The sequence below is a fragment of the Pseudomonas sp. LBUM1671 genome (assembly GCF_059695685.1).
This window is the reverse complement of the sequence record NZ_CP166782.1, coordinates 2,551,706-2,578,334: the sequence shown is the minus strand read 5'-3', so window position 1 is coordinate 2,578,334 and position 26,629 is coordinate 2,551,706. Positions and strand designations below refer to the sequence as shown.

Below are 26,629 nucleotides of genomic sequence, written 5' to 3'. Positions count from 1 at the left end.
CTCAGAGGTGGTAGACATCGATGACCTGGCGAACGTAATCGTTCTTCAGGATCACTTTCTTGGCCTTGATCAACGGGTTTTCACCGCGCACATCAAGGGTGTAGAAACTGCTGCCGAAATAGCTGTCGACGGTTTTATAGCGAAAGCTCAAGGTGTGCCAGTTGAAGCGCACCTTGCACAGGCCGTCAGCCTGTTCGAGCAGCTCGATGTTGCTGATGTTGTGCGAGGTGCGGGTGTCCGGAATGCTCGCGCTGGAGCGCTCGGTCTTGATCCGGAAGATGCGGTCTTCCAGGCCGGTGCGGTTGCCGTACCAGATCAGCGAAATCTCGCGCTGCGGGTCTTCGGTCAACTCGTCGTTGTCATCCCAGGACGGCATCCAGAACGAGGCATCGGCGGCGTACATTTCCAGCCAGTCGTCCCATTGCTTGTCATCGAGATAGCGCGCTTCGCGGTAGAGAAAATCGCGCACGGCGTCATAAGTGATGGTCATTGCACGGCCTCCACAGCAATCAACCCGGACTGTTCGGCGGCCAGGGCCTTGAGCATGGTTTGCTGCCAGTACTTGTGTTGCAGCACGAACAGGCCTTCGTCTTCGGTACGCACGCCGCTGAGCAGCGGATGCAGATCAATTTCCTTGGCCGCCTCATCGGCGCCCTCGACCCAGTGCTCGGCACCGCGGGACATGTCATTCCATGTCGTGACGCTGCCCTGATAGCTGGTCTGGCACGAGCGGAACTCTTCCAGATCATCCGGCGTGGCCATGCCACTGACGTTGAAGAAATCCTCGTACTGACGAATCCGGCTCGACCGGGCGTGGTCGCTTTCGCCTTTGGGGGCGATGCAGTAAATGGTGATTTCCGTGCGGTCGACCGAGATCGGCCGGGCGATGCGGATCTGCGAGCTGAACTGGTCCATCAGGTACACGTTCGGGTACAGGCACAGGTTGCGCGAGTTCTCGATCATCCAGTCGGCGCGGGCCTGGCCGAAGTCCCGGGACAGTTCGTCGCGGCGCTCGTAGAGCGGACGATCCTCAGGGTTGGACCAGCGGGTCCAGAGCAGCATGTGGCCCTTGTCGAACGAGTAAAAACCCCCGCCCTGCTTGGCCCAGCTCCCGGCGCTCATGGTCGGGTTGCTGTCACCGGCTTCACGCTGTTTGCGTTGGTTCTGGGTGGCGGCGTAGTTCCAGTGCACCGAGCTGACGTGGTAGCCGTCGGCGCCGTTTTCCGCGGTGAGTTTCCAGTTGCCTTCGTAGATGTAGCTTGAGGAGCCGCGCAGCACTTCGAGGCCATCGGCGGACTGGTCGACGATCATGTCGATGATCTTGGCCGACTCGCCCAGGTGCTCAACCAGCGGCACGACATCGGCATTGAGGCTGCCGAACAGGAAGCCGCGATAGGACTCGAAACGCGCGACTTTGGTCAGGTCGTGGGAGCCTTCGCAGTTGAAGCTCGCGGGGTAACCCGCAGCCGCCGGGTCTTTGACCTTGAGCAGTTTGCCGGAGTTGTTGAAGGTCCAGCCGTGGAACGGGCAGGTGTAGGAACTCTTGTTGCCGGTCTTGTGCCGGCACAGCGTCGCGCCCCGATGGCTGCAGGCGTTGATGAAGGCGTTGAGCACACCCTCCTTGTTGCGCGCGATGAAGATCGACTGGCGCCCCATGGTGGTGGTGTAGAAATCATTGATGTTGGGGATCTGGCTTTCGTGCGCCAGGTACAGCCAGTTGCCTTCGAAGATGTGTTTCATCTCCAGGTCGAACAGCCGTGGGTCAGTGAACATCTCGCGCTTGCAGCGGTAGATGCCCTGTTCTTTGTCGTCTTCGAGCAGGGAGTGAAGGTATTCGGGTCGCAGGGACATGGCCGCCGCCTCCATTGTTTTTATTCAGGCAGGGCCATGCTAGGACGGGGGGATGCGGGGGACTATCCGATGGGTGCAGACGTGCATCCGATTACTGCAACGTGCGGTGAATGGCTGATGCTTATCACAAGGATTAACACTGACCTGTGGCGAGGGAGCTTGCTCCCGCTGGGCTGCGAAGCGGCCCCAAAACCTGCAACCGCGATCATTCTGTAAAACCGGGGTCACAGGTTTGCGACTGCTGCGCAGTCGAGCGGGAGCAAGCTCCCTCGCCACAGGTGTTCGTCGTCTGCAGTCAGTGCCGGCGCTTGAGGGTGTCCGACGGCAATTCGCCGAATTGTTTGCGGTAGTTGTCGGAGAACCGCCCCAAGTGCAGAAAGCCGTAATCCATGGCCACTTCCGTGATGTTGCGCACATTGCAGGTCGGGTCGCTCAGGCACAGGTTGATGCGTTCGAGTTTCTTCTGCCGGATGTAGTTTTGCGGCGAGGTGCCGGCGTTGCGCTCGAACAAGCCGTACAGCGAACGCAGGCTCATACTGGCCTGGCGCGCCAGTTCTTCACTGTCGAAGTCCTGCTTGAGGTTGCGTGCGATGTAATCGGCAATCCCCTCGAACGTCGCCGACGACGAACCGAGGCTGCCGCGGATGACGTTGGTTTTCATCAGGCTGAGCATCTTGCTGACGATGATCTGCGCGTAGTGTTCTTGCACCCGTGGGATCTGCTCGGTGGCTTCGGCTTCCTGGCAAATCATCGCCAGCAGGCCGACGAAACCTTCCAGTTGATCGAGCTGATAACGGTTTTCCAGAAACCGCACGCCCTGCCCCGGATAGCGCCAGCGCTGCTCCTCGCACACCGACTCAAACAGTCGGGTCGGCACTTTGAGGATGAATTTTTCGCAATCGTCGGAGTACGTCAGGTCCACCGGATCGTCGGGGTTGATCAGCAGCAATTCGCCCGGCGCAAAGTAATGCTCCTGACCGTGCCCGCGCCACAGGCAGTTGCCGCGCAGCAACACTTGCAGGTGATAGATCGTTTCCAGCGCGCCGGAGGTCACTCGCACACTGGCGCCGTAGCTGATACGGCACAGGTCGAGGCTGGCGAATTTGCGATGACCGAGGCTGGCCAGCGGACTGCCGGCCCTGGGCATGAGGATGCAATGGTTGCCGACATGCTGATTCACATAACCCGACACCGCGTAAGGGTCGGCGTGGTCGAATATTCTGCTGCGCTGACTCAATAGTTGCGCGTGCATCATCGGGTCACTCTCGTTGTTGTTATAGGTGTTGTCGGGCCATTCTAAGGCAGTACCTGCAACGGTGTGTCAGTGGGCTGACCTGTGGAAGGTTCTGGCCCTATCGCGAGCAAGCCCGCTCCCACAGTTGGCCGGGTTTCTTCAGGGCCAACGCGGTCAAAATGTGGGAGCGAGCCTGCTCGCGATAGGGCCACCAGCCTCACATCAACGTTGACTGACACTCCGCTTTCGCAAGCAGGCCCACTCCCACAAGGCGCAGCAATCAATCCTCGAGTGCACGAACCCGTTCGTGACGCTGTTGTTCGTCAGGTTGCGCAGAGGTCTGCAAGGTGAAATCGAATTCGATCTCGGCAAACCGGCCACTGACGCCATGGGCCGCCGCACGCTGTGGATCGTCGCTGAAGGCGATGTGGGCGATCAGTTCGTCGCGGGTGGCATAGGCAAAGTCATCGTGCAGGTATTGGTCGCCGTCGAGGTTGATCTGAGTGGTCAGGTGACGGTGATCCGGCGCGGAGATGAAGAAGTGAATATGCGCCGGACGCTGGCCATGACGGCCCAGTTGATCGAGCAATTGCTGGGTCGGACCGTCCGGCGGGCAACCGTAGCCCGACGGCACGATGCTGCGGAAGCGATAGCGACCCTCGGCATCGGTGACGATGCGGCGGCGCAGGTTGAACTCCGATTGCGTGGCATCGAAGTAAGAGTAAGTGCCGCCGGTGTTGGCGTGCCAGACATCCACCACCGCACCGGCCAACGGTTCGCCAGCGGTGTTGCGCACTTGGCCCTGCATGAACAGAACCACGCCCGGATCAACGCCATCATCCAGTCGCGCCTCACCGTCAGACAGCGGCGCACCCGCCACATACAACGGACCTTCGATGGTCCGCGGCGTACCGCCCGCCTTCCCGGCCTGCTCGTCTTCGGCGTCCATCAGCAAGTCCAGGTAGTGTTCCAGGCCGAGCCCGGCCACCAGCAAACCGGCTTCCTGACGCGCGCCCAGTACGTTGAGGTAGTTGACGGCTTTCCAGAACTCTTCCGGGGTCACGGCGAGGTCTTCGATGATGTTCACCGAATCACGCAGAATGCGGTAAATCAGGGCTTTGACCCGTGGGTCGCCAGCGTCGTTGAGCAAGCCGCTGGCATCTTCGAGAAACTTCTGGGCGCTGGCAGTGTGGGAAATCTTGACGTTCATTTTTGGCGGTTCCTCATCTTGTAATTATTAGCGTAGCGAACTGAACAGGCTGGGTTCAGCGGTCATCGTCTCGAATGGAAGAAGGATGCCGGCACATCGCGTCGACCTCGATCGCCATGTACGGAAACAGCGGCAATTGCATGAGCAGGTCGTGCAATTCCTGAACGCTGTCGACGTCGAAAACGCTGTAATTGGCATAGTGCCCGGCGATGCGCCACAGGTGACGCCATTTGCCTTGCTCTTGCAGGCGCTGGGCCAGGGCTTTCTCGTCGGACTTCAGCTTGGTGGCTGTTTCAGGATTCATGTCGACCGGCAGATTCACGGTCATTTTTACGTGGAATAGCATGATGCTCTCCTCAGGCTTGATGAACGGAAGTGGATGTTTTGTCGCGGCGATAAAACGCCAGGCGCTCTTCATCCAGGCTCAGGCCAAGGCCCGGTGTTTGCGGGACATGCAGCGCAAAATCGCGATAGACCAGCGGCTCGCTGAGGATGTCTTCCGTCAGCAGCAACGGGCCGAACAACTCGGTGTCCCAGGCCAGTTTATTCAGGGTGACAAAGGCATGCGCCGAGGCCAGCGTGCCGATCCCGCCTTCCAGCATAGTGCCGCCGTACAGGCCGATACCGGCGGCCTCGGCGATGGCGGCGGTGCGCAACACGGCGCGTGGCCCGCCGTTCTTGGCGATCTTCAGGGCGAACACCGAAGCGGCCCCTTCGCGCGCCAGGTTGAAGGCGTCTTCCACACACTCGATGGATTCATCGGCCATGATCGGCGCCGGGCTCACGGCATTCAGGCGTGCCATGCCGCTACGGTTGTTGCGCGAGATCGGCTGTTCGATCAGGTCGATGCCATTGCTGCCCAGGATCCGGCAGGCGCGCAGTGCGACAGCCTCGTCCCAGGCCTGATTGACATCGACCCGCACGCTGGCGCGGTCGCCCAGGGCTTTCTTGATGGCGATGACGTGGGCCAGGTCGCGATTGACTTCGCCGGCACCGATTTTCAGTTTGAAGATCCGGTGGCGCCGCAGGTCGAGCATTTTTTCCGCTTCGGCGATGTCCTTGTCGGTGTCGCCGCTGGCCAGGGTCCAGGCCACCGGCAGCGCATCACGAACGCGACCGCCCAGCAACTCGCTGACCGGCAGGCCAAGGCGTTTGCCATGGGCGTCGAGCAAGGCGGTTTCGATACCGGATTTAGCGAAAGTGTTGCCACGGATGCTGCGTTCCAGGCGCAACATCGCGGCGTTCACATTGCCGCTGTCCTCACCGATCAGCAGGGGCGCGAAGTGTTTGTCGATGTTGGTCTTGATGCTGTCCGGGCTTTCGTTGCCATAGGCCAGGCCACCGATGGTGGTGGACTCGCCAATGCCTTCGATGCCATCGGCGCAGCGCACACGGATGATCACCAGGGTCTGGTTCTGCATGGTGTGCATGGCCAGTTTGTGCGGGCGAATGGTCGGCAGATCGACGATGATCGTCTCGATCGATTCAATGGCAGTTGCACGCATGTCGATACCCGTCAGGTTCTTGAAGTTCTGAAATGGATTCTCGTACGGCTTTTTCCCCACGGCCAATATAGAATTGGTCTGGCTCGATACCTTAAAGGTATTCAACTGATCAATGCCTGGAGGCCCCATGGAACTGCGTCACCTGCGGTATTTTCAGGTGTTGGCTCAAACCCTCAACTTCACCCGCGCCGCCGAGCTGCTGCACATTGCCCAGCCGCCCCTGAGCCGGCAGATCCAGCAACTGGAAGATGAACTCGGGGTGTTATTGCTCGAACGCGGCCGGCCGCTGAAGCTGACCGACGCCGGACGTTTCTTCCATGAACACTCCACCGCCCTGCTCGAACAACTCGCCAAAGTGTGCGACAACACCAAGCGCATCGGTCTGGGGGAAAAGACCTGGCTGGGCATCGGCTTTGCGCCATCGACCCTCTACGGCGTGCTGCCGGAACTGATCCGCCGTTTACGCAGTGGCGAGCCCCTGGAGCTTGAGCTCGGGCTTTCGGAAATGACCACGCTGCAACAGGTGCAGGCGCTAAAGGCCGGGCGCATCGACATCGGGTTCGGGCGGATTCGCATCGACGACCCGGCGATCATTCAGACCGTATTGACCGAAGACCGGCTGGTCGCCGCCCTGCCCGCCGGCCATCCGCTGCTGGCCGGGCCGATCAGCCTGCGCCAACTGGCCAAGGAACCCTTTGTGCTGTACCCCGGCAACCCGCGCCCCAGCTACGCCGATCATGTAATTGCGCTGTTCGAATCCTATGGCGTGAGCATCCACGTGGCGCAATGGACCAACGAACTGCAAACCGCGATTGGTCTGGTGGGGGCTGGAATCGGGGTCACGCTGGTACCCGCGTCGGTGCAGTTGCTGCACCGAGACGACATTGGTTTTACCCCGCTGCTGGAAGACAACGCGACCTCACCGATCATCCTCAGCCGGCGCGTGGGCGATGTGACGCCGGGGTTGAATCACTGCTTGAAGATGATTGATGAGTTGCTGCCCCGGTGATGGAGCAGCCAAAAAATGACCTGTGGCGAGGGGATTTATCCCCGTTCGCCTGCGAAGCAGTCGTAAATCCAGACAACTTATTCTGCCTGAAATGACGCTGGGGCCGCTTCGCAGCCCAACGGGGATAAATCCCCTCGCCACAAATGTGTGGGCTCGCGTTTAAGTGAACAGTATTACGCTCCTACGGGCCGTTTCTCATATTTCTCACGTTCTAATGAGAATCCCCATCCCACAGCCAATTCCAGATCCCCGGCAACTTCACTTCCTCTGAACCGCTACTTACGGTGCGCGCCAAAGCCGCCCGTTGCAGCGCTGCTCTGTCATCGTAAAACGGCTTTTGCGCCACCGTCACCCCGGTGTCACGGGCGCTGTCCAGGAGGATTTGCAGATATTCGCGGGCATGCCGGGCGGTATAGCGATTCAGGTCGTGAAAGGTCACCACCACCGGCACCACACCGTCCACCGTCGGCAACTCGCCCAGCGCAATACGTTCGCGGACTTGCGACAGTTGCAGCAGCATGTTGGCCCGTCGACGCGGGCTGGCGTTGAAGCCCCAGATCTTGCCGTCGTTGGCGCTCAGGTCCGTCAGCAACAGGTGCATGCCGTGGCGCTGGTAGGCGGCGAACACACGTTTGTCGTAGTTCCAGAACGGCGGACGCACCAGGGTGGGTGGTGCGCCGGTGATGGCGGCGATGTCGGCACTGCCTTTGCTCAGCGACTGCTCCAGCTTTTGCGGGCTGAGCGAGCGGTGATTGGTGTGCGAATGAGTCGCCGTGTGGAAACCCAGCACATGCCCTTCCGCCTGTTCCCGGCGCATAACTGCGCGTCCGATGTCGCTGTCGCCGGCCCGTGGCGCGCCGGTCTGGACGAAGAACACCGCTTTGATCCCCGGTTGCACCGGGTTCTGCGCGAGGCTGTCGAGCACCGTCATGCTCGGGTTCCAGAAGCTCGACGCGCTTGGACCGTCGTCGAAGGTCAGCAGGAAGCGGATCGGTGGCTGCTCGCGCAGACGCTGTTCGGTTTGCGGGGTCAGTTCGATCGGTGAGGCAATGCAGCCCACCAGCCCGACAGCGATGGCGAGCGCACAGAGAACCTTGAACAGCTGTTTCATGGTTTGCCTTGGGCCAGACCGTTAAGGTCATCACGTTAAACGGCAAAAACCCTTCGCCCATTGATCCATTGTCGGCCCGCAGGTGGCTACGGGCCGAGGTTGGATCAGGTTACACAGTGTTTGGTTCCAGCGCTCACCCTCGTAGCTCGCCCGAGCAGCATTCGTCAGGAGCTGGCTGTGGAATTGCCACATCCTCGTGACCGGCGGGACCCGTTGCTCGCGCAACTGAAGGCGTTGTCGCTGACCGAGTTGCAGCGTGCCCCTGTGATTTGAAGACTAAGCTGAACGCTCCAGCCAGCGCTTTCCAGCCGGAGATCAGCCGATGTGCGGACGACTCTCGCAGTACCGTGGCATCCACGACTTTGTCGCGGTGCTGAGCATTCCCGACGCGCTGATCAACCATGTCGGTGATGAACCGCTGGCCCGCTACAATGCCGCGCCTACTACCCAGCTCGCCCTGCTGCACCTTGAGCCCGACGGGTTGCACGCCGATTCGGTGCGCTGGGGATGGCGGCCGCATTGGGCGAAGGATCGCGCGGCGCCGATCAACGCCCGGGTCGAAAAAGTCGCTCATGGCCCGTTTTTCCGGGCGATCTGGCCGCACCGTGCGATTGTGCCGATCGACAACTGGTTCGAATGGGTGGATGCCGGCGATTCGACGAGGCAACCGTGGCTGATTCGTCGACGGGATCGGGCGCCGATCTGCTGCGCGGCGATCGGCCAGTTCCCATCGAGTGGCAGCGAGCAAAAGGAAGGCGACGGTTTTGTCATCATCACCGCGGACAGCGCCGGCGGCATGCTCGACATTCATGACCGGCGACCGGTGGTGTTGTCAGCGGTACTGGCCCGTGAATGGCTGGACCCGGCCACACCCAAAGAGCGCGCCGAGCAGATGGTGCTGATGCAAGGTGAAGCCAGCGAAGTGTTCGAGTGGTACAGGGTCGATAAAGCGGTGGGAAATGTCAGGAACCAGGGTGCGATTTTGATTAACAAGCTGGTTTAAAGTGGATCCATTCCTGAGCCTGAATAACCAAACGAGATAGACGTTACGCACACTGTTTCATAATAGAAACACTTGGCGGAATGCAGCAAAAGGACGCATTAACCGCTTGTCTGACAATTGAATCATCGTGCATACATTTAGAAACGCTACAGCTAGCATGCGCGCCGCATTTCCCTCGGCAGCACCCAATTGACCAAAGAGTCAATAAACAAGGAAATCCCGAAATCTAACAAGCCTTGCAGAGAACTAAGTTGCGCGACGATCTTGTAATTAATCAAGTCAGCGGTCTGGACTGCGTGTACCTGTCGTTGACAGAACGCTTTCAACTTGACTGTTTTATCGGGCAATACATAAAGACCCGAAACCTGCGTTCCATTCCCAATATTAACGACATCCTGCGTTCCACCCTCGCGGCCTACTCCGGCAAACCGCCGGTCATGGTCAACGAGCTGAATGCCTGGATCGACAAGACGTTGGGCTATCGGGCCTCCCACCCGGATTTTCCGCCACTGGAAGATCTTTAAAGTGATACACGGTTCAGTTCAACTCACGACTGAACGAACCGGAAACCCTTGCACTCTGAAGAAGAGGCCACCGGGCCTCTTTTTTTTCAACCTTCATTATCTGCGCAAGGATGACACCGCAGATTTTTTCAATGACCCATTCGAAGACTGAACCAGAGCCCTGCGCAGTTAAGGAGGAATACATGAGCGAACTCGTTCCCTATGCCGTGCACTATTTGCTCAACGGCGTTCGTCAGCACTTTTTCAAACTGGCTGAACAGTTCTCCGACGTGGACGCGATTCATTCGGCCTCCGCGCATGCCTTTCCGCAATCCGAGCGAAAGATCGCCGCACATGCCTCTCTCGAAGCGGCGCGGTTGACTGCTCAACAATGGGGCATCACGCAGATACGCTGGAATGAGGCGATCTGACCCCTTGATCCGCTGCGCTTGATTGCGCAGCGCTGTTCACTCAATCACAGTACTTCAGGCACGCCTGTCTTTGTGGCGAGGGAGCTTGCTCCCGCTGGGCTGCGTAGCGGCCCCAAAATGTGATAACCATGCCGATTGTTGTGAGTGCTGCGCACTCAAGCGGGAGCAAGCTCCCTCGCCACAGGTTTCTTGCTCGATTGAAGATTGAGTGAACAACATTGCGCTTGATCGCGAGCTTTTGGTTTGTGCTGACCGCTCAAGGCTTCAGTGGACGCTCTTCGTCACGGTCTGACAGCTCTCGACTGTCGTCATGTTTCCAGGTCTGGCTTGAACGCCTCTGCCGCTCGAGTTCTTCCTCCGTGGGTTCATCCTCTTCTTCATTCAGATCCGTACGCCGCTTAGGTTCGTTAGCCATGCTCACCTCCTGAAGGGAATCCCCTTTAAGCGTAGAACAATTTCCAAAGCCCGACTCAAAGCCACCAACGCAGCAAAAAGAAAAACCCCATGCTCAACAACATGCTGAGCAAGGTATTGCGGGTGTACAGCACCAACCCCACCGCCACCAGCGAACTGATCAGGTACGGATTGTCCCACTGCAGATTCAGCTGTTTGTCCGGCATGAACACGATCGGTCCGCAGATCGCGGTCAACATCCCCGGCACGGCAAAACCGAGGAACTGCCGGGCATTGCTGCTCAGGCGCAGCGGCAGTCGAGGTTCGAGGAACACGTAGCGGTTCAGAAAGACGAGCACACCCATCCCGATAATCACAGCCCAGACCATCATGTGCGCCCCATGTAGAATTTGTTGCAGATGAAGCCTGCAGTCATACCCGCCAATCCCGACAGCACCAGCGCCGAGCCCCACTGCCAGTAGCTGAACAGCACCGAACAAAACAGCGAAACCGCGACGCAGACCACCGTCGGCACGTTGCGCACCACCGGGGTGATCAGGGCGATAAAAGTCGCCGCAATGGAAAAGTCCAGCCCCAGGTGTTCGAGGCCGGGAATGCTGCTGCCGAGCACAATGCCCGCGAGCGTGAACAGGTTCCAGGCGATGTAGAACGTCAGGCCCACGCCCAGGGCATACCAGCGATTGAACTGCTGCTTGTCATGCTGGCTGGTCAGGGCGAACAGCTCATCAGTTAGCAAAAAGCCCAGCCCCACACGCCAACGGCCCGGCAGCGGTGAAATCACCGAACGCATGCTCATCCCGTACAGCAAATGCTGCGAGGTCAGCAGCAGCGTGGTCAGCAGAATCGAAAAGATCCCGGCACCGCCCTTGAGCATGCCGATGGCCACCAGTTGCGCGGCACCGGCAAACACGATGCTCGACAAGCCCTGACCTTGCAGCGGCGTGAGATTGGCCTCGATGGCCATGGACCCGGCCAGCAACCCCCAGGGCGCAGTCGCCAGGGACAACGGCATGATCGCTACGGCGCCGCGAAGAAAGGCACTGCGCGGCATGAGTGAGTTCGACATAACGCTCTACAACCAGGGAAAGACGCCAGACTGTGCCAGCAGTTGCGGTCGATGGCTTGAACAATCTTGCGCACTTGCGGGCAACGCCTGCCAAATGGCGCTGAACCGCTGTAATGAAGAGAACGCGAGTACCATGGAGCTATTCGCCTAATGCGTCAGGGAGTCGACATGCTTTACCGGATCGCCGCCGATGGGCTGGTGCTGTTTCACTTGCTGTTCATTCTGTTCGTGCTGTTCGGCGGGCTGCTGGTGCTCAAATGGCGCCCCCTGATCTGGTGGCACCTGCCCGCGGCTGTGTGGGGCGTGAGTGTGGAGGTTTTTCACCTGCCATGCCCGCTGACGCAATGGGAAAACCTCATGCGCCAGGCCGCCGGGCAAACCGGTTACGGCGGTGGTTTCATTGAACATTACGTGTGGCCGGTCATCTACCCGGCCGGGCTGACACCCGCGATTCAACTGGCGCTGGGCAGTGTGGTGCTGGTGATCAACGTCGTGGTCTATCTTCGGCTGATCAGGTTGTGGAAGTTACGCCGAGCTGCCTGAAACACCCGCCGAGGACAGAGAAAAAAAAGTAGTGATCGCTTCGTTTGAATTCAGTTGGCAATGACGCTCATGTTCCGTCCACTGGCCTTGGCCACATACAAGGCCTTGTCCGCAGCGCTGACCAGGTCGTCGGGCTGATCCTGCGAGGCCGGGTTGTAGGCGCAGACTCCCACACTGACGGTCACCGTCCCTTCCGGGCATTCGCTGTGTTCGATACTGGCCTGCTGGACCGCGCGGCGGATTTTTTCCGCGACCAGGAACGCCCCCACATAATCGGTGCCGGGCAGCACCACCGTAAACTCCTCGCCGCCATAGCGGGCGGCCAGATCGCCGGGGCGCTTGATGTTGTCCTTGATGATCGCGCTGATTTTGCGCAGGCACTCATCGCCTGCCACGTGCCCGTATCGATCGTTGAAGCTCTTGAAGTGATCGACATCTATCATCAGCATGGCGAGGTGAGTCACCGTGCGCCGGGCACGGCCCATTTCCGCGAGAATAAACAGATCGAACTGACGCCGGTTGGAAAGCCCGGTCAGTGCGTCTTCGAGCGCCAGCAATTCAAGGCTGCGGTTGACCTCGATGAGCTTCTCTTGGGCATCGAGCAATACGCTTTGAATGTGATTCTGCTGCTTCATGAAGCGAATCAGGCGATAACCGAGCCCTCCTAGAAACACCAGCAGCAATAGCACGATGCCGGCGCTGAGGATTGACTCCTCGCGCCAACCGGCCAGGACGTCTTGCTTGTCCAGGCCGGCGAAGACGATCAGCGGATAACCATCGACTCGTCGGAACCCGACCACGCGCTCGACACCATCCACATAAGACTTGACGGTGGCCGTGCCGGAATTGCCCTTGGGCAACAGCTGCATAAACAGCGGCCCCTTGGCGACGCTGGTGCCCACTTCTGCTTCGTTGAATGGTCGGCGAACGACGATGCTGGCGTCGTCGGCGATCAGGTTGATCACGCCGTTCTTGCCCATGTCGATGCTGTCGTACAGCCCGAGGAAATGGGTGAGGTAGATCGTTGCCAGCGCCACACCGGCGAAACTGCCATCCGGGTGGTTGATCCTGCGTGACACGGTCATGATCCATTCGCTGGTCGAGCGACTCTTGATCGACGGACCGATGTGGGGGCCTCGGTCAGGATGATCACGATGGTAAATGAAATATTCACGGTCGGAATTGTTCGCACCGGGCATATCCGCGCCGTTGGAATTGGCGATCCACCCGCCTTTTTCGTCAAATACGAACAAGCCATGGAGCTGGGCCAGCTCACTGCGCTGGGTGGCGAGCAAACGTCTGAATCTGGGCAACTGCGCCGGGTTCACGCCCTCATTTTCGATGCGGTCCACCAAGGTAAACAGCAGCGTATCGGCCTGCTTGATCGACGATTGCGCTTGCGATGCCAAGGTCTGGGCCAGGTTGGACATCGCCACTTCTTTGTCATGCAAATGGTACTGACGTGAGCTCCAGGCTTCCCAGATCACAATGGTCGTTAACGACAGACACACCGCCACGAGCAGGACAACCGCATAGCGAACCCTGAGTCGGGACTCAATCGGTTCGGGCTCCCAAGGCAAGGTGGGCCGGGTGTGTTCAATTCGGTCGTTGATGGACGGATGTCCCATGACGCTCCCTGAATCGTTATGACATGGCGACTTTTCCCGTTCGCCCTTTTAGCCCCATCCAGTTGTGGATCGCGGTGCCCCATCAGAAACAAGATAGGCGATCTGTTAGCGTTGTGAAGGGTTTATGTCGGGGTGATGAGCCACACCACGGATTTTAATTCGACGTCTGCTTGATCGCTTCAAGCCAGGCGGGATTCAACTGCGTCTGTTCGGTGTCGAGTCCCAGCGCTTCCATTCGCGCCTTGTGTTGCTCCATTTCCCGGATCAACTGGCCATGATCGCTGGAATTGCCATCCAGTTCGTGCATCTGGCTCAAGCCAAGGTGGTAGAAACGCAGCAGTTTCATGGCCGTCGGATCACCCGCCTCTACCGCCGCCGTCAACTGATGCATCACATTGGTGATGCTCATCAGGCTGCGCTTGAGCTGCCAGCCATACACCGCCGGCGCCATCCACGCCTGAGACCAGAACGTGCCGCGCATCAGCGCCACCATCGCCAACACCGCGACAAACACGCCGCCGACGTTAAACCGCAGATTGTCGCCCCCGGGTTCACCGAACAACGCCACCGCCGTGGTGGACAGCACCATCGCCAGGGCCAGGAAAATCAGGGCAATAATCACCGTACTGCGTCGCGTCTGTTGTCGAAAGCGTTCGGCGTTCATCGGCTGGATTTCGAACATCGTGACGGGGTTCCTTGCATCAATGGTAAAAGGCTCGGTGAGCAAAAAGACTGCGGGGCATTATCGCCCCTGCGCAGGATTTAGCTATGCTGGGCGCCTCTTCATCTTTTCATCGTCAATCGGGGAACATGGCGATACCGCGCAGTTCGTGCCATCTTCTTTCATGGATACATACTATTCGGATGCCATTTGCGGGTATGAACGGCATCGTTTTAAGGATCATTGAATGACCCAACGACAAGTAATCAACGCCTCCGTCAGCCCTAAAGGCAGCCTGGAAACCCTTTCTCAACGTGAAGTACAGCAACTGAGCGAAGCCGGATCCGGCAGCACCTACACCTTATTCCGCCAGTGCGCCCTGGCCATCCTCAATACCGGCGCCCATGTTGATAACGCCAAGACCATCCTCGAAGCCTATAAAGACTTCGAAATCCGCATCCACCAGCAGGACCGGGGCGTGCGCCTGGAACTGCTGAACGCCCCGGCCGACGCCTTCGTCGACGGCGAAATGATCGCCAGCACCCGGGAAATGCTGTTCAGCGCCCTGCGTGACATCGTCTACACCGAAAACGAACTCGACGCCCAGCGCATCGACCTGAGCACCTCCCAGGGCATCAGCGACTACGTCTTCCACCTGCTGCGCAACGCCCGCACCCTGCGCCCCGGCGTCGAACCGAAGATCGTGGTGTGTTGGGGCGGCCACTCGATCAACACCGAAGAATACAAATACACCAAGAAAGTCGGCCACGAACTGGGCCTGCGCAGCCTCGACATCTGCACCGGTTGCGGCCCTGGCGTGATGAAAGGCCCGATGAAAGGCGCGACCATCGCCCACGCCAAACAGCGTATCCACGGTGGCCGCTACCTCGGCCTGACCGAGCCCGGCATCATCGCCGCCGAAGCGCCGAACCCGATCGTCAACGAGCTGGTGATCCTGCCAGACATCGAAAAACGTCTGGAAGCCTTCGTGCGCGTGGGCCACGGCATCATCATTTTCCCGGGCGGCGCCGGCACGGCCGAAGAGTTCCTGTACCTCCTCGGCATCCTGATGCACCCGGACAACGCCGGCGTGCCCTTCCCGGTCGTCCTCACCGGGCCGAAACATGCGGCTCCGTATCTGGAACAACTGGACGCGTTCGTCGGCGCGACCTTGGGTGACGCCGCGAAACAACACTACGAAATCATCATCGACGACCCGGCCGAAGTCGCGCGGCACATGACCCAAGGCCTCAAAGCGGTCAAACAGTTCCGCCGCGAGCGCAATGACGCGTTCCATTTCAACTGGCTGCTGAAAATCGACGAAGGCTTCCAGCGCCCGTTCGACCCGACCCACGAAAACATGGCCAACCTGAAACTCAGCCGCGACCTGCCCCCCCACGAACTGGCTGCCAACCTGCGCCGCGCGTTCTCCGGCATCGTCGCCGGCAACGTCAAGGACAAGGGCATCCGCCTGATCGAAGAACACGGGCCGTACCAGATCCGGGGCGATGCAGCGGTCATGCATCCGCTGGATCAACTGCTCAAGGCCTTCGTTGCGCAGCACCGGATGAAACTGCCGGGTGGCGCGGCTTATGTGCCGTGTTATCAGGTAGTTGCGTAATAAACGGCGCCTGACAAACACCCAATCCACTGTGGGAGCCAGCCTGCTCGCGATGGCGGAGTGTCATCCAACATTAATGTTGAATGACAAGGCCTCATCGCGAGCAGGCTCGCTCCCACAGTAAAGCGGTGTCGAACGCCAGTTTTGTGCACGACTCATTTCCCCCTGTGGGAGCGTGGCTTGCCCGCGATGGCGGTGTGTTAGCCGGCATAAATGCTGGATGTCAGACCGCCATCGCAGGCAAGCCAGCTCCCACAAGGATTGTGTGTACATCTGAAAGAGATTGGTCGGCTGACAGGCCGCCTAGGTCAACCGCCCTGATTGCCACACGCCGCGAACTTGCTGTAATCCAGCACCTTCTGCGTACCGCTCGAATCCAGATACGTCATCCGCGCATTCACAATCCCGCAATTCGCCCCGCCATCTTCTACAGTTGAAATCACCTTCTTGATGTCCAGGTGGCTGCTGCGAGCCTGAACATCCGCATGCGCCGAAAACGCCGCAACGTTCAGGACAGCAAAGAAGCCAGCGGCAACCAATTTGTTCCAATTCATGATCTGTCCTCTAAGTCGATGGGCAGTGGAGCGAGGCAAGTCATCCTGCCTCGATGGAACCCATTTAACCGGCCCGAGGTATCTGCCATGTGTCGCAAAACCGGGATTATCAAGGTGTAAGGTGTCACACGGGGCACCCGATACAGTTCGATACACCCACACCTGAAAAAAGCCGCCTTGTATGCCCATGTATCAAAGTCGCCTCCAGATACAGTGAGATACAAAGGCCGGCAGGCAGGCGCGGTGCGGCTCCCTAGAATGCGCGACGTGCGAATAACAAGAGGGTTGAGCAATGGAACACGTGAACCACATCCTGATCGTTGACGACGATCGCGAGATCCGCGAACTGGTCGGTAATTACCTGAAGAAGAACGGCCTGCGCACCACGGTGGTCGCCGACGGCCGGCAAATGCGCAGCTTTCTGGAAACCAACACCGTGGACCTGATCGTGCTCGACATCATGATGCCCGGCGATGACGGCCTGCTGCTGTGCCGCGAGCTGCGCTCGGGCAAGCACAAGGCCACGCCGATCCTGATGCTCACCGCCCGCAACGACGAAACCGACCGCATCCTCGGCCTGGAAATGGGCGCCGACGACTACCTGACCAAGCCGTTCGCCGCCCGCGAACTGTTGGCACGGATCAACGCCGTGCTGCGCCGCACCCGGATGCTGCCGCCCAACCTGCTCATCACCGAAAGCGGTCGGTTGCTGGGCTTCGGCCGCTGGCGCCTGGACACCACCGCCCGCCATTTGCTGGACGAAGACGGCACGATGGTCGCGCTCAGTGGCGCCGAATACCGCTTGCTCCGGGTGTTCCTCGATCACCCGCAGCGCGTGCTCAGCCGCGACCAGTTGCTCAACCTCACCCAGGGCCGCGATGCCGACCTGTTCGACCGCTCCATCGACTTGCTGGTGAGCCGCCTGCGCCAACGGCTGATGGATGACTCCCGGGAGTCGACCTACATCAAGACCGTGCGCAGCGAAGGCTACGTCTTCTCCTACCCCGTGGAATTGCTCGGCGCAGAATCATGAAGCCAGCCCTGTATTGGCCGCGTACGCTGGCGTCCCGGTTGTCGCTGATTTTCCTGGCGGGCCTGATCGTCGCCCACGGCTTGTCCTTCGGCGTGCAGTTCTACGAACGTTATCGCAGCGCCGAGGCGATGTTGCTGGGTAATCTGGAAAACGACGTGTCGATCGCGGTCTCGATCCTCGACCGCTTGCCGGCCGCCGAGCGCGCTGATTGGGTGCCCCGCTTCGAGCGCCGCACCTATCGCTATTCGCTGGGCGAAGGCTTGCCAGGCACGCCAATCAATCTCAAGGATGCCCACGACGCGGTGCAGTCCATCCAGGACGCTGTTGGTGAGCAATATGCCCTCACCTTCACTCGCATCGAAGGCGCGCAGCAGCATTTCCAGGCCCATCTGAAACTCGCCGACGGCAGCCCGCTGACCATCGACGTCCGGCCGTCCGTGATGCCGCTGTCCTCCTGGTTGCCGATGGTGCTATTGGTGCAACTGACCCTTCTATTGATCTGCACCTGGCTCGCGGTACGGGTCGCCATCCGCCCCCTCACCCGCCTCGCTCAAGCAGTCGACACCCTGGACCCGAACACCCACGCGGTGCATCTGGACGAAAAAGGCCCGACCGAAGTCGCCCATGCCGCCAGGGCGTTCAATGCCATGCAGGCGCGCATTGCCGCCTACCTGAAAGAACGCATGCAACTGCTGGCGGCGATTTCCCATGACCTGCAAACCCCGATCACCCGCATGAAACTGCGGGCCGAATTCATGGACGATTCCAGCGAGAAAGAAAAACTCTCCAACGACCTCAGCGAAATCGAGCACCTGGTGCGCGAAGGCGTGGCCTATGCCCGCAGCGTTCACGGTTCCACCGAAGCCAGTTGCCGGATCAATCTGGACTCGTTCCTCAACAGCCTGGTCTACGACTATCAGGACATGGGCAAGGCCGTGGAGCTTAGCGGCGACAACGCCGGGGTCATCGACACGCGCCCGCATGCCCTGCGCCGGGTACTGGTCAACCTGACGGATAACGCGCTGAAGTTCGCCGGTGCCGCCGAATTGCAGGTGGTATCGAAGGCCGACGGCAGCCATTCAATAAAGGTGCTGGACCGAGGGCCGGGGATTGCCGAAGAAGAATTGGCGCAAGTCCTGATGCCGTTCTACCGCGTCGAAAACTCGCGCAACCGCAACACCGGCGGCACCGGCCTGGGCCTGGCCATCGCGCAACAACTGGCCATGGCCATCGGCGGCTCGCTGACGCTGAGCAACCGCGAAGGCGGCGGCTTGTGCGCCGAACTCACCCTCGGCCCTCACAGCGTGTAGATCTCACCGGGCAACCGCAAATCGCCCTTGTAGGAGCCAGGCTTGCCGGCGAAGGCGTCCTCAAGATTGCCTTCGCCGGCAAGCCTGGCTCCTACGAAAAGCGATTCACGCGGAACCACAGGACTACGACCGCTGCTCAAAAATCTCAAGGGTTTTGTATCCGTCTGTATAAGAACCCCGAACGGATACGTAGAAGCCGATTTCAGCTCGTTCAAGCACACATCACCGATACACCCCGGCGTTTAACTGTGTTCACCGGATAGCAGCAGCTACCGACCCACACACTCAAGCGCACGGAGAATCAACCATGTTCAACTTCTCGAAAGTCTCGTCCCTGGCACTCGGTCTGGCACTGGTAGGCGGTCTCGGCCTGTCGAACCTGGCATCGGCGAATACCTCAAGCGCTGCGTCCCACAGCCAGATCCAGCAACTGCTGGTGGAAGGTGGTTCGGACCGCCTGCAACAGAATCGCGTCGCTGAATATGGCTCTGAAAACCTGCAAAAGAACCGTGTCGCTGAAGGCGGCTCCGATCGCCTGATCGAGAACCGCGTCGCTGAAGGCGGTGCTGAGCGTCTGCAAGAACTGCGCGAACGTGTCGCGCTGATCAGCCCGAAGAATGCCGTACAAGGGGGTGTGGTCGTCGCAGAAAACCGCCCTGAGTTCGGTTCGAAATATCAGCGTTACTGAGCAAGCTCGACAACACAGCAGAGATCGAAATGTGGGAGCGGGCTTGCTCGCGAAAGCGGTGTGTCAGACGGCAATGATGTCGACTGACAGGACCTCTTCGCGTTCAAGCCCGCTCCCACAGTTGTTTAGTGTTTTGCCTATGTTCCTGCACTAAAGCCATAAATCCTGAAATCTGTCGAAATAGTCCGACAAATTCCCGAGACAGCTGAATACACCCGTACTAAGATTTGCACCTCATTCAATCAAGGACGATTCATGAAGCGCATTGCCGGTTGCCTGCTGTCTATCCTGACATTCACTGCGGTGGCGGCTGATCTGAACCTGCTCACCGACAACCATCCGCCCCTGCATTTCCAGCAAGGCAACCAACTGGTGGGGTTCGGTGTAGATGTGGTGCAGGCGCTGGCCGAAAGCGCCGGCGACCAGGTGCATTTTCAACAAGTCCCTTTGCTACGCGCCTTGCGTGTCGCCGCCACCGAGCCGGCCACCGCGGTGTTTACCGTGTTGCGCACCGCCGAGCGCGATGGCCAGTACCAATGGGTCGGCCCGTTGATGGAAGTGGAAACGGCGCTCTACTCCGCCAATGACGCCCAACAACCGGTGCGCAGCTTGCAGGACGCCGTTAGCGTGGGCCGCATCGTTGTCCCACGAAAATGGCTGGTCTACAGCTACTTGCAGAAGCAGGGTTTGAACAACCTATACGGCGTGGAAACGCCCGAACAAATGATGCGTCTGGCGCGCCTGGGGCGTACCGAATTCGTAGTGGCGGACACCCTCTCCATCACCGCCCTGGCGCGGGAGGAAGGTCTGGCGCCGAGTCAACTGCATTACCAGATGCCGCTGATGAAGCAAGGCGCCTACATTGCGTTTTCTCCGCTCACCGATGCCCGTCAGGTGGCGCGCTGGCAGCAGGCCCTGGAGGAAATGAGCCGCGACGGACGCCTCGAACAACTCAAGCAACGCTGGCTCAGCGACAACCTGCCCCGCTGACCGTGGATCAACGCGCGTGATAACAACTATGCGCAAAGGTGTTTTCTCATTGCGACGCTCCAGCCCTACAGTGGCCACATCTTCTCCCCACTCTACTGGAGCAACATCATGAAAAGCATCATCGGTCTCGGTTTCGCCCTGTCGGTCCTTGGCGCTACTTCCGCCATCGCCGCCCCACACGCCACCTCGCAAGTTGTCGCAGCCGCTAAAGTCAGCCAACCGGCAACAGTGAACGTAAACACTGTCGGTGTTGATCACAAAGACAACCAAGCCAGCAAACTCTACGTCGCTGAAAACCGCCCTGAGTTTGGCTCGAAGTATCAGCGTTATTGATTAACGGCTTTGGCCTGCTTGAAACAAGAAACCCCGGGTAGATCCGATCTACCCGGGGTTTCTTCATTTCAGGTGATCATTGATCCCGTAACAGCTGTCGAGCTTGCATTGTGGCGAGGGGATTTATCCCCGTTCGGCTGCGTAGCAGTCGTGAAATCAGACGCCGCGGTGTTTCAGGCGAACCGCGATCACAGGTTTCACGACGGCTGCGCCGCCGAACGGGGATAAATCCCCTCGCCACAACGGAAGCGGCTACAGAAACCGGGTGAGTCGTTCGGCGAGGGCTTTGGCCTGGCTCGCCACGTCGGTGACAGCCGTGCTTTCCCACCACATACCGCGCAACGGCGGGCCCATGGCGAACAGGCGTTCGGCGATCTTCCCGTCAGCGTCCAGCACTGCGCCATCAACTGCAGCCGCAATCCCCAACGCCAACGGCCCCGGTTGAATCAGCCCGCGAGCCAACAGTTGCTGCGGTAACGGTCGAGCCACCCGGCGCCAGTCGTATTCAATGCCGCTGGAATTGATCAACGCCGCGCCGCTCACAACCGTGGTTTCAACCTCACCACGACGGCGGATGCGAATGCTCACCCGCCCCTCGACCGTCGATTCCAGCCCTTTGAACGACGCCGCCTGAATCCGCAACCGCCCTTCCTCGTGCAGCCGTGCAACCAGTTCGGCACTCAACGGTGGCGAGCGGTGGTGATGGCTTTCCCACCAGGGCCGCACATGCCGCACAAATTGCCGTCGCTGCACGTCCGTCGCCTGATTCCACAACCGGCCAATATGTGCCCGCACGGTGTCGAGCGGTGCCTGCCAGTCGATGCCTTGAGCAATGGCGTCCCGACAATGCCGGCGCAGCTCGCGCACCAACTGTCGAGGTGAGCGAATACTCAGGTCCTCGGCAAGAAAATCCACCCACGTTGGCGGCTGCCGGCGCACGTGCGGCAGCAAGCCATGACGGGAAAACACTTCGATCGGCCCGCGATGCCCGGCCTGTTCCAGCGACACCACGGCATCGACCATGGTCAGGCCCGAACCGATGATCAGCACTGTCGACTGCGGGTCCAACCGGCGCATGGCCGCGACATCCCACGGATCGAGCGCGGCAGCGTTCAAACCGCTGGACTCGGTCTGCGGCGTGCGCGCGGCGGGAAACATCCCGGTGGCCAGCACCGCGTAAGCGCCTTGCAACCGTTGCCCGTCACTCAAGGTCAGCAACACCGAATCATCGCGGGTTTGCAGATCAACCACCTCGGCCCGCACATGCTCGACCGTTGAACCGTTCACCGCCCCCACCGCTTGCGCCTCCGCCAGGCGCTGCTGCACATAGACACCGAACAGCCCCCGAGGCGGGAACAATTCGCTGACCGGCACATGCTGCTCATCCGACTCCGGCCAGCCACCCGCCGCGATGTGCTCGGTCAGCCATTGGGTCAGGTCGTCGGCGTTGTCCGGGTCGACGCTCATGCGTGCGGCGTTGCCGTTGAGCGTATGGCCCAGCTCGACCGCGCTGTATGCCTCGCCAAGGCCGAGTTCGGCGCGCGGCTCGATCACCAGCACCGAACGCTTGCCGGGCAATCGCAGCAACTGCGCCGCCAGCATCGCGCCGCTGAGGCCGCCGCCAACGATCAGGATGTCCGCGTGGCGGATGGCGTCGGTCGCCTGTGCGCGTTGGGTTTGAGTCATGGCGTTCTCACTGGTCAATGTTTACCTAAATAGAAATCGTGCAGGTCGCCCCGCGCCAGCAGCGCCTCACTGCTCCCGGACAGCACCACTCGACCGGTATCCAACACGTAGGCCGTCGATGCGTATTTGAGTGCCACGTTAATGTTTTGCTCGGCAATCAGGAAGCTCACCTGCTCGTCGCGATTGAGTTGCGCGACGATCTCGAAAATCTCCTGGACGATAATAGGCGCCAATCCCATGGAAGGTTCATCAAGCAGTACCAAAGTAGGACGCGTCATCAACGCCCGACCGATGGCGACCATTTGCTGCTCGCCGCCGGAAGTCAGCCCGGCCTGGGTCTTGCGCTTGGTTTTCAGGCGCGGAAACCAAGCATAGATGCGCTCCAGATCACGGGCCATGTCCTGACGGCTCAAACGCCGGACAAACCCGCCGCTGCGCAGGTTGTCCTCGACCGTCAGTTGCGGGAAGACGTGGCGACCTTCCAGCACATGGACCATGCCCTGGCGCACCCGCAGGCTTGGATCGACACCCGCCGTATCGCGCCCTAGAAACTCGATGCTCCCGCGACTGACTTCCGCCCTCTCGGCGCGCACCAACCCGGAGATCGCTTTGAGCGTGGTGCTTTTGCCCGCGCCGTTGGCCCCGAGCAACGCCACGATGCCGCCCTTGGGCACCGTCAGCGACACGCCCGCCACGGCCAGAATCGCGCCGTCGTAAATCACCTCGATGTCTTTGACCTGCAACAGGTCCTGGGCAGCAATGTCGCTGGCGGCTTGGCTCATGGCTTATTCATCCCCGGTGCAGGTGCGTGGCGTCAGACCTTTTTCCTTGGCGAAGGCGGCGGATTTCTCATCGATCAATGGCCGCAACAGTGCACGGTCGGCGGGGATCCAGTCGCTGATCAGCGTCCAGTTGGCGCCGTCCCATTGTTGAACCCGCGCCGAACCGCCACCCTCGTGATCCTTGCAGGACAGCTTGAGGTTCTGCATCAAACCGAAGTAGCCCATGTCTTTGAGCCGCGCATCGTCGATGTTCAGGTGTTCCAGGCCCCAGCGCCCTTCCTCGCCATTGAGCGGGCGCTTGCCGAACTTGCCTTGGGCGGTACGGATCGCTTCGACCATCACGGCGGCGTTCACCAGCCCGGAGTTGTAGTAGACGCTGCCGAAATTCTTCAGGTCCTTTAGGTCGCTTTTGCCCTTGTCGAGGATGTTCTACTTGAGCCGTTTGTGGATCTCGAAATCCGTGCCGGCTTTGTCGAAACGAATGCGGGTTTCGAAGGCACCGGCGTTTTTGCTTTTGGATTCGGAGAAGGCATTACCGAAACGATAGCCCTGCAGCACTTTGCCGAAGTAGTAGCGCTTCTGCTCTTCGGTGGCGGTTTGCAGCAGGATGTCGAGGACGCCGAGGTGGTTTTGCGGAATTTGGCCAAGGGATGAGTCGGCGACGGAAATAATCTTGATCACTTCGGCGACGGTCACGTAGGAAACGCCGGCGCCGCCGTATGGCTTGGGAACGGTGATGCCCCAGAGACCGCTGGCGGAGAACTCGTCGAGCTCGGCGACGGGCAGGCGTCGTTCACGGTCGCGGACACTGGCCTCGACGGCGAAGCGTGCGGCGAGCTTGTGAGCGACGGCAATGGCTTCGGCGTCAGAGTGGATGACGTGGGCGGTGCGAGGGGCTTGGGCAGAGGCTGTCATGGGCCGACTCCGGATTTCGGGTGAGTACCCGAGATCTCTTTCACAAGCCGTGCCAGAATATCTATTCCTTATTATTCAACTGGTTATGCAAAAAAACATGCATTATCCGATAAAGAATATGCAGCAAACTGACGTTTACCTGTTGCTTGAGCAACAGCATGTAGGGGAACTTGTCAGCGCTCTCGCTTAGAGAACGCTGAGCATGCCATCGAAGCAGCAATCAAAACCAACTTATAAGTCCTCCCTGCTTATAAACAGGGAAGTTTAGATTGATCTCTCAGCCAAGTGAATTTCATAGGAAACCGGTTTTGACTCCACTCCGATACCACCGCCACCCCAGTAGACCATATACGTGAAAGGAACCTTTCCCTGGCCTGAGTTGTTCAGGAAGAATTCTTTTGGCACCACCACCTCTATCTCTTCACCTTCCAGCCCCGTAAGTGTATAGGTGTAGACAACTTCTTTTTTAATGTGAATATCAACTTCATCACCACGAGAAGCATCAGACCAACAAGAAATAATAGCCGTCCCGCCCTCTTCGACCGCCGACATCGTGATCACCCCATCGATAGCTTCTTTAATTTTAAGCGGGTCCAAATCCATTTCCTGATTCCTTCTAGTACACGTTCGAGAGAAGCGCTATCAGCAGATAATTTGCACCGCTGAAGTTATGAAGCGCTGAACGCTATTGAGAGCTCAATGACGTTTAACGTCTACTGTCAGAAATAACAGGTATGTGCTCATTTCCGATGAGCGGTAATCAGGGCTTAGATCACCACGTTTCGCACAAATCGCGCCGCCACCGGCCCATCGTTGCGATAGGCATGGGGCTGGTCGCTGGCAAACATGTAGAACTCGCCGGCCGCGATCTCATGGGGGGTATCGCCCAGCATCAACGTCAGGCAGCCTTCGAACACATAGATCTGTTCACTCCAGCCCTCCGCATCCGGCTGCGACGGATAAACCTCCCCCGGTTGCAGGCACCACTCCCACTGTTCCACTTCGCGAGTGGCGGTGGCTTTGGACAGCAAAACGGCTTTGCTGCCAGGAATCGTCCCGGCCCAGGCGACTTCGTTGATGCGGCTCGGGTCGCGGGCATCCGGGGCCTGGATCAGATCGCTGAACGCCACGTCCAGCGCTTCGGCCACGCGGTCGAGGGTGGTCAGGCTGACGTTCTTCTCGCCGGCCTCGATGGCCACCAGCATGCGGCGGCTGACCCCGGACTTTTCGGCCAGCGCGGTCTGGCTCATGTCGGCGGCATGGCGCAGGCGTCGGACGTTCTGGCTGACGTGCTGGAGGACCGAAGCCCGCTGGGGAGAATCTTTGTGCACTATATTGCTCACTCGGTGGGGTTGGGCAGTATACTGCGCAACATTCGGCGCATTGTGCGTCGCCCTCAGGTAGTACGCAAGGTCATGACGTCTGTGAACGCCCCTCACACTTCTTCCCGTTTCTCGCGGTTCAGCAAAGCCGAGTGCGTGCTCGTGCTGATCACCATGGTCTGGGGCGGGACATTCTTGCTGGTGCAGCATGCGATGACCGTCAGCGGACCGATGTTTTTCGTCGGCCTGCGCTTTGCCGCGGCAGCGATCATTGTGGCGCTGTTCTCCTGGCGTCATCTGCGGGAACTGACCCTGTTCGAACTCAAGGCCGGGGCGTTTATCGGCGTGGCGATCATGCTCGGTTATGGCTTGCAGACCGTCGGACTGCAGAGCATTCCCAGCAGTCAGTCGGCGTTTATCACCGCGTTGTACGTGCCCTTCGTACCATTGCTGCAATGGCTGGTGCTGGGGCGGCGTCCGGGGCTGATGCCGAGCATCGGCATCATGCTGGCGTTTACCGGGTTGATGCTGCTGTCCGGGCCGGCTGGTGCTTCCTTTAATTTCAGTCCCGGTGAAATCGCCACGTTGATCAGCGCCGTGGCGATTGCGGCGGAGATCATTTTGATCAGCACCTATGCCGGCCAGGTCGATGTGCGGCGGGTAACGGTGGTGCAATTGGCGACCACGTCGGTGCTGTCGTTCCTGATGGTGGTGCCGACTCAGGAAGTGATCCCGGATTTCTCATGGCTGTTGCTGTGCAGTGCGTTGGGCCTGGGGGCTGCGAGCGCGGCGATTCAGGTGGCGATGAACTGGGCGCAGAAGAGTGTCTCGCCGACCCGGGCGACGTTGATTTATGCCGGGGAGCCAGTGTGGGCCGGGATTGTCGGAGGGATCGCCGGGGAACGGTTGCCGGCAATTGCGCTGGTGGGCGCGGGGTTGATCGTGGCGGCGGTGATTGTGAGTGAGTTGAAGACCAAGGGTAAGGCGGCTGCGGCGGAGGAAGAGCTGGAACGCGAAACTCAGGGTTAAACCGCATTATCTGTGGCGTATGGTAGATCGCCTTCGCGAGCAAGCCCGCTCCCACACTGGAACTGTGTTGTGCCCAGGTTATGTGTACACAGTAAATCCACTGTGGAAGCGGGCTTGCTCGCGAAGAGGCCAGACCTGCTGAATACAGCCCTTTGAAACAATGTAAATCAGGCTTTTTCCATCTACCTTGTAGGATT

30 protein-coding genes and 2 pseudogenes are annotated in these 26,629 nt (G+C 59.5%); 13 read left to right on the top strand and 19 right to left on the bottom strand.

Going from position 1 to position 26,629, the window contains the following annotated elements; genetic code table 11:
- Nucleotide 1: 1 nt before the first annotated feature.
- From benB to ACA060_RS11920, 6 genes are all read right to left on the bottom strand, one after another.
- A complete protein-coding gene (gene benB, locus ACA060_RS11945; protein WP_109630009.1) occupies nt 2-490 on the bottom strand; it encodes a benzoate 1,2-dioxygenase small subunit in 489 nt (162 codons plus the stop codon).
- Nucleotides 487-1,851 (bottom strand): benzoate 1,2-dioxygenase large subunit, encoded by a 1,365-nt coding sequence (gene benA, locus ACA060_RS11940; protein ID WP_497317433.1) that lies wholly within the window; start codon nt 1,849-1,851, stop codon nt 487-489. The genes benB and benA overlap by 4 nt, the downstream gene beginning before the upstream one ends.
- A 295-nt stretch (nt 1,852-2,146) precedes the next feature.
- Nucleotides 2,147-3,106, bottom strand: a complete 960-nt coding sequence (locus tag ACA060_RS11935; protein ID WP_497317432.1) for an AraC family transcriptional regulator — start codon at nt 3,104-3,106, stop codon at nt 2,147-2,149.
- A 259-nt stretch (nt 3,107-3,365) separates the two neighbouring features.
- Nucleotides 3,366-4,295 (bottom strand): catechol 1,2-dioxygenase, encoded by a 930-nt coding sequence (gene catA, locus ACA060_RS11930; RefSeq protein ID WP_109630000.1) that lies wholly within the window; start codon nt 4,293-4,295, stop codon nt 3,366-3,368.
- A gap of 55 nt (nt 4,296-4,350) precedes the next feature.
- A complete protein-coding gene (catC, locus tag ACA060_RS11925; protein ID WP_109629998.1) occupies nt 4,351-4,641 on the bottom strand; it encodes a muconolactone Delta-isomerase in 291 nt (96 codons plus the stop codon).
- Nucleotides 4,642-4,651: 10 nt separating this feature from the next.
- The gene (locus tag ACA060_RS11920; RefSeq protein ID WP_162556202.1) at nt 4,652-5,800 is read right to left on the bottom strand and encodes a muconate cycloisomerase family protein; all 1,149 of its coding nucleotides are present in this window, start codon (nt 5,798-5,800) and stop codon (nt 4,652-4,654) included.
- Between the two features lie 127 nt (nt 5,801-5,927).
- Here ACA060_RS11920 and ACA060_RS11915 point away from each other — a divergent pair, with 127 nt between their 5' ends.
- Complete coding sequence (locus ACA060_RS11915) at nt 5,928-6,809, top strand: LysR family transcriptional regulator (protein ID WP_077749269.1); 882 nt, start codon at nt 5,928-5,930, stop codon at nt 6,807-6,809.
- Nucleotides 6,810-7,020: 211 nt separating this feature from the next.
- On the opposite strand, the gene ACA060_RS11910 is transcribed toward ACA060_RS11915, so the two are convergent.
- A complete protein-coding gene (locus tag ACA060_RS11910; RefSeq protein WP_497317429.1) occupies nt 7,021-7,920 on the bottom strand; it encodes a polysaccharide deacetylase family protein in 900 nt (299 codons plus the stop codon).
- Nucleotides 7,921-8,052: 132 nt separating this feature from the next.
- Here ACA060_RS11910 and ACA060_RS11905 point away from each other — a divergent pair.
- From ACA060_RS11905 to ACA060_RS11890, 4 genes and pseudogenes are all read left to right on the top strand, one after another.
- Nucleotides 8,053-8,193 (top strand): annotated as a pseudogene (locus ACA060_RS11905) (ABC transporter ATP-binding protein); the annotation flags it as partial.
- Nucleotides 8,194-8,242: 49 nt separating this feature from the next.
- Nucleotides 8,243-8,923 (top strand): SOS response-associated peptidase, encoded by a 681-nt coding sequence (locus tag ACA060_RS11900; protein ID WP_497317427.1) that lies wholly within the window; start codon nt 8,243-8,245, stop codon nt 8,921-8,923.
- A gap of 251 nt (nt 8,924-9,174) precedes the next feature.
- Nucleotides 9,175-9,447: a hypothetical protein gene (locus ACA060_RS11895; RefSeq protein WP_497317425.1), complete on the top strand. Its 273-nt coding sequence runs from the start codon at nt 9,175-9,177 to the stop codon at nt 9,445-9,447.
- A 182-nt stretch (nt 9,448-9,629) separates the two neighbouring features.
- Nucleotides 9,630-9,857 carry a DUF6555 family protein gene (locus ACA060_RS11890; protein ID WP_497317423.1) on the top strand — a complete coding sequence of 76 codons (228 nt, stop codon included), beginning with the start codon at nt 9,630-9,632 and terminating at the stop codon, nt 9,855-9,857.
- A 256-nt stretch (nt 9,858-10,113) separates the two neighbouring features.
- Here ACA060_RS11890 and ACA060_RS11885 read toward each other — a convergent pair whose 3' ends face one another.
- Genes ACA060_RS11885 through ACA060_RS11875 form a run of 3 tightly spaced genes read right to left on the bottom strand, consistent with a single transcriptional unit; the run spans nt 10,114 to nt 11,337 of the window.
- Complete coding sequence (locus ACA060_RS11885; protein ID WP_497317421.1) at nt 10,114-10,272, bottom strand: hypothetical protein; 159 nt, start codon at nt 10,270-10,272, stop codon at nt 10,114-10,116.
- A gap of 55 nt (nt 10,273-10,327) precedes the next feature.
- A complete protein-coding gene (locus ACA060_RS11880) occupies nt 10,328-10,639 on the bottom strand; it encodes an AzlD domain-containing protein (protein WP_010455066.1) in 312 nt (103 codons plus the stop codon).
- Entirely contained in the window at nt 10,639-11,337 is a 699-nt protein-coding gene (locus ACA060_RS11875; RefSeq protein ID WP_497317419.1) for an AzlC family ABC transporter permease, read from the bottom strand. The genes ACA060_RS11880 and ACA060_RS11875 overlap by 1 nt, the downstream gene beginning before the upstream one ends.
- 168 nt (nt 11,338-11,505) lie before the next feature.
- On the opposite strand from ACA060_RS11875, the gene ACA060_RS11870 reads away from it, so the two are divergent.
- Complete coding sequence (locus ACA060_RS11870; RefSeq protein ID WP_497317417.1) at nt 11,506-11,880, top strand: DUF2784 domain-containing protein; 375 nt, start codon at nt 11,506-11,508, stop codon at nt 11,878-11,880.
- A 50-nt stretch (nt 11,881-11,930) separates the two neighbouring features.
- Here the strand turns inward: ACA060_RS11870 and ACA060_RS11865 are convergent, their stop codons facing one another.
- A complete protein-coding gene (locus ACA060_RS11865) occupies nt 11,931-13,508 on the bottom strand; it encodes a sensor domain-containing diguanylate cyclase (RefSeq protein ID WP_497317415.1) in 1,578 nt (525 codons plus the stop codon).
- A gap of 154 nt (nt 13,509-13,662) precedes the next feature.
- On the bottom strand, nt 13,663-14,190 hold the full coding sequence (locus ACA060_RS11860; protein ID WP_497317413.1) for a DUF3087 domain-containing protein: 528 nt from the start codon (nt 14,188-14,190) through the stop codon (nt 13,663-13,665).
- 226 nt (nt 14,191-14,416) lie between these two features.
- Between ACA060_RS11860 and ppnN the strand changes: the two genes are divergently transcribed.
- Nucleotides 14,417-15,790: a nucleotide 5'-monophosphate nucleosidase PpnN gene (gene ppnN / locus ACA060_RS11855; protein ID WP_497317411.1), complete on the top strand. Its 1,374-nt coding sequence runs from the start codon at nt 14,417-14,419 to the stop codon at nt 15,788-15,790.
- Nucleotides 15,791-16,098: 308 nt separating this feature from the next.
- Here ppnN and ACA060_RS11850 read toward each other — a convergent pair whose 3' ends face one another.
- Complete coding sequence (locus tag ACA060_RS11850) at nt 16,099-16,344, bottom strand: DUF2790 domain-containing protein (RefSeq protein WP_497317409.1); 246 nt, start codon at nt 16,342-16,344, stop codon at nt 16,099-16,101.
- A gap of 292 nt (nt 16,345-16,636) precedes the next feature.
- On the opposite strand from ACA060_RS11850, the gene ACA060_RS11845 reads away from it, so the two are divergent.
- Complete coding sequence (locus tag ACA060_RS11845) at nt 16,637-17,377, top strand: response regulator (RefSeq protein WP_219094804.1); 741 nt, start codon at nt 16,637-16,639, stop codon at nt 17,375-17,377.
- Complete coding sequence (locus ACA060_RS11840) at nt 17,374-18,687, top strand: ATP-binding protein (protein ID WP_497317407.1); 1,314 nt, start codon at nt 17,374-17,376, stop codon at nt 18,685-18,687. The genes ACA060_RS11845 and ACA060_RS11840 overlap by 4 nt, the downstream gene beginning before the upstream one ends.
- On the opposite strand, the gene ACA060_RS11835 is transcribed toward ACA060_RS11840, so the two are convergent.
- Nucleotides 18,675-18,902, bottom strand: a complete 228-nt coding sequence (locus tag ACA060_RS11835; protein ID WP_497317405.1) for a hypothetical protein — start codon at nt 18,900-18,902, stop codon at nt 18,675-18,677. The genes ACA060_RS11840 and ACA060_RS11835 overlap by 13 nt on opposite strands.
- A 92-nt stretch (nt 18,903-18,994) precedes the next feature.
- Between ACA060_RS11835 and ACA060_RS11830 the strand changes: the two genes are divergently transcribed.
- The 3 genes from ACA060_RS11830 to ACA060_RS11820 all read left to right on the top strand — a co-directional run bounded on the left by ACA060_RS11830 (nt 18,995) and on the right by ACA060_RS11820 (nt 20,698).
- Nucleotides 18,995-19,375, top strand: coding sequence for a hypothetical protein (locus ACA060_RS11830; RefSeq protein WP_497317403.1), 381 nt, complete (start codon nt 18,995-18,997; stop codon nt 19,373-19,375).
- Between the two features lie 255 nt (nt 19,376-19,630).
- Nucleotides 19,631-20,365, top strand: a complete 735-nt coding sequence (locus tag ACA060_RS11825; RefSeq protein WP_497317401.1) for a substrate-binding periplasmic protein — start codon at nt 19,631-19,633, stop codon at nt 20,363-20,365.
- Nucleotides 20,366-20,473: 108 nt separating this feature from the next.
- Nucleotides 20,474-20,698: a hypothetical protein gene (locus ACA060_RS11820; RefSeq protein WP_497317399.1), complete on the top strand. Its 225-nt coding sequence runs from the start codon at nt 20,474-20,476 to the stop codon at nt 20,696-20,698.
- Between the two features lie 252 nt (nt 20,699-20,950).
- Here ACA060_RS11820 and ACA060_RS11815 read toward each other — a convergent pair whose 3' ends face one another.
- The 5 genes and pseudogenes from ACA060_RS11815 to ACA060_RS11795 form a co-directional block, all read right to left on the bottom strand.
- A complete protein-coding gene (locus ACA060_RS11815; protein ID WP_497317397.1) occupies nt 20,951-22,384 on the bottom strand; it encodes an FAD/NAD(P)-binding protein in 1,434 nt (477 codons plus the stop codon).
- A gap of 14 nt (nt 22,385-22,398) precedes the next feature.
- Complete coding sequence (locus ACA060_RS11810) at nt 22,399-23,166, bottom strand: ABC transporter ATP-binding protein (RefSeq protein WP_497317395.1); 768 nt, start codon at nt 23,164-23,166, stop codon at nt 22,399-22,401.
- A gap of 3 nt (nt 23,167-23,169) precedes the next feature.
- Nucleotides 23,170-24,081: pseudogene (locus ACA060_RS11805) on the bottom strand (acyl-CoA dehydrogenase family protein).
- A gap of 264 nt (nt 24,082-24,345) precedes the next feature.
- Nucleotides 24,346-24,684, bottom strand: coding sequence for a hypothetical protein (locus ACA060_RS11800; RefSeq protein WP_497317393.1), 339 nt, complete (start codon nt 24,682-24,684; stop codon nt 24,346-24,348).
- Between the two features lie 164 nt (nt 24,685-24,848).
- Nucleotides 24,849-25,412 carry a helix-turn-helix domain-containing protein gene (locus ACA060_RS11795; RefSeq protein WP_497317391.1) on the bottom strand — a complete coding sequence of 188 codons (564 nt, stop codon included), beginning with the start codon at nt 25,410-25,412 and terminating at the stop codon, nt 24,849-24,851.
- Between ACA060_RS11795 and ACA060_RS11790 the strand changes: the two genes are divergently transcribed.
- Entirely contained in the window at nt 25,407-26,432 is a 1,026-nt protein-coding gene (locus ACA060_RS11790; RefSeq protein WP_497317389.1) for a DMT family transporter, read from the top strand. The genes ACA060_RS11795 and ACA060_RS11790 overlap by 6 nt on opposite strands.
- Nucleotides 26,433-26,629: the final 197 nt, after the last annotated feature.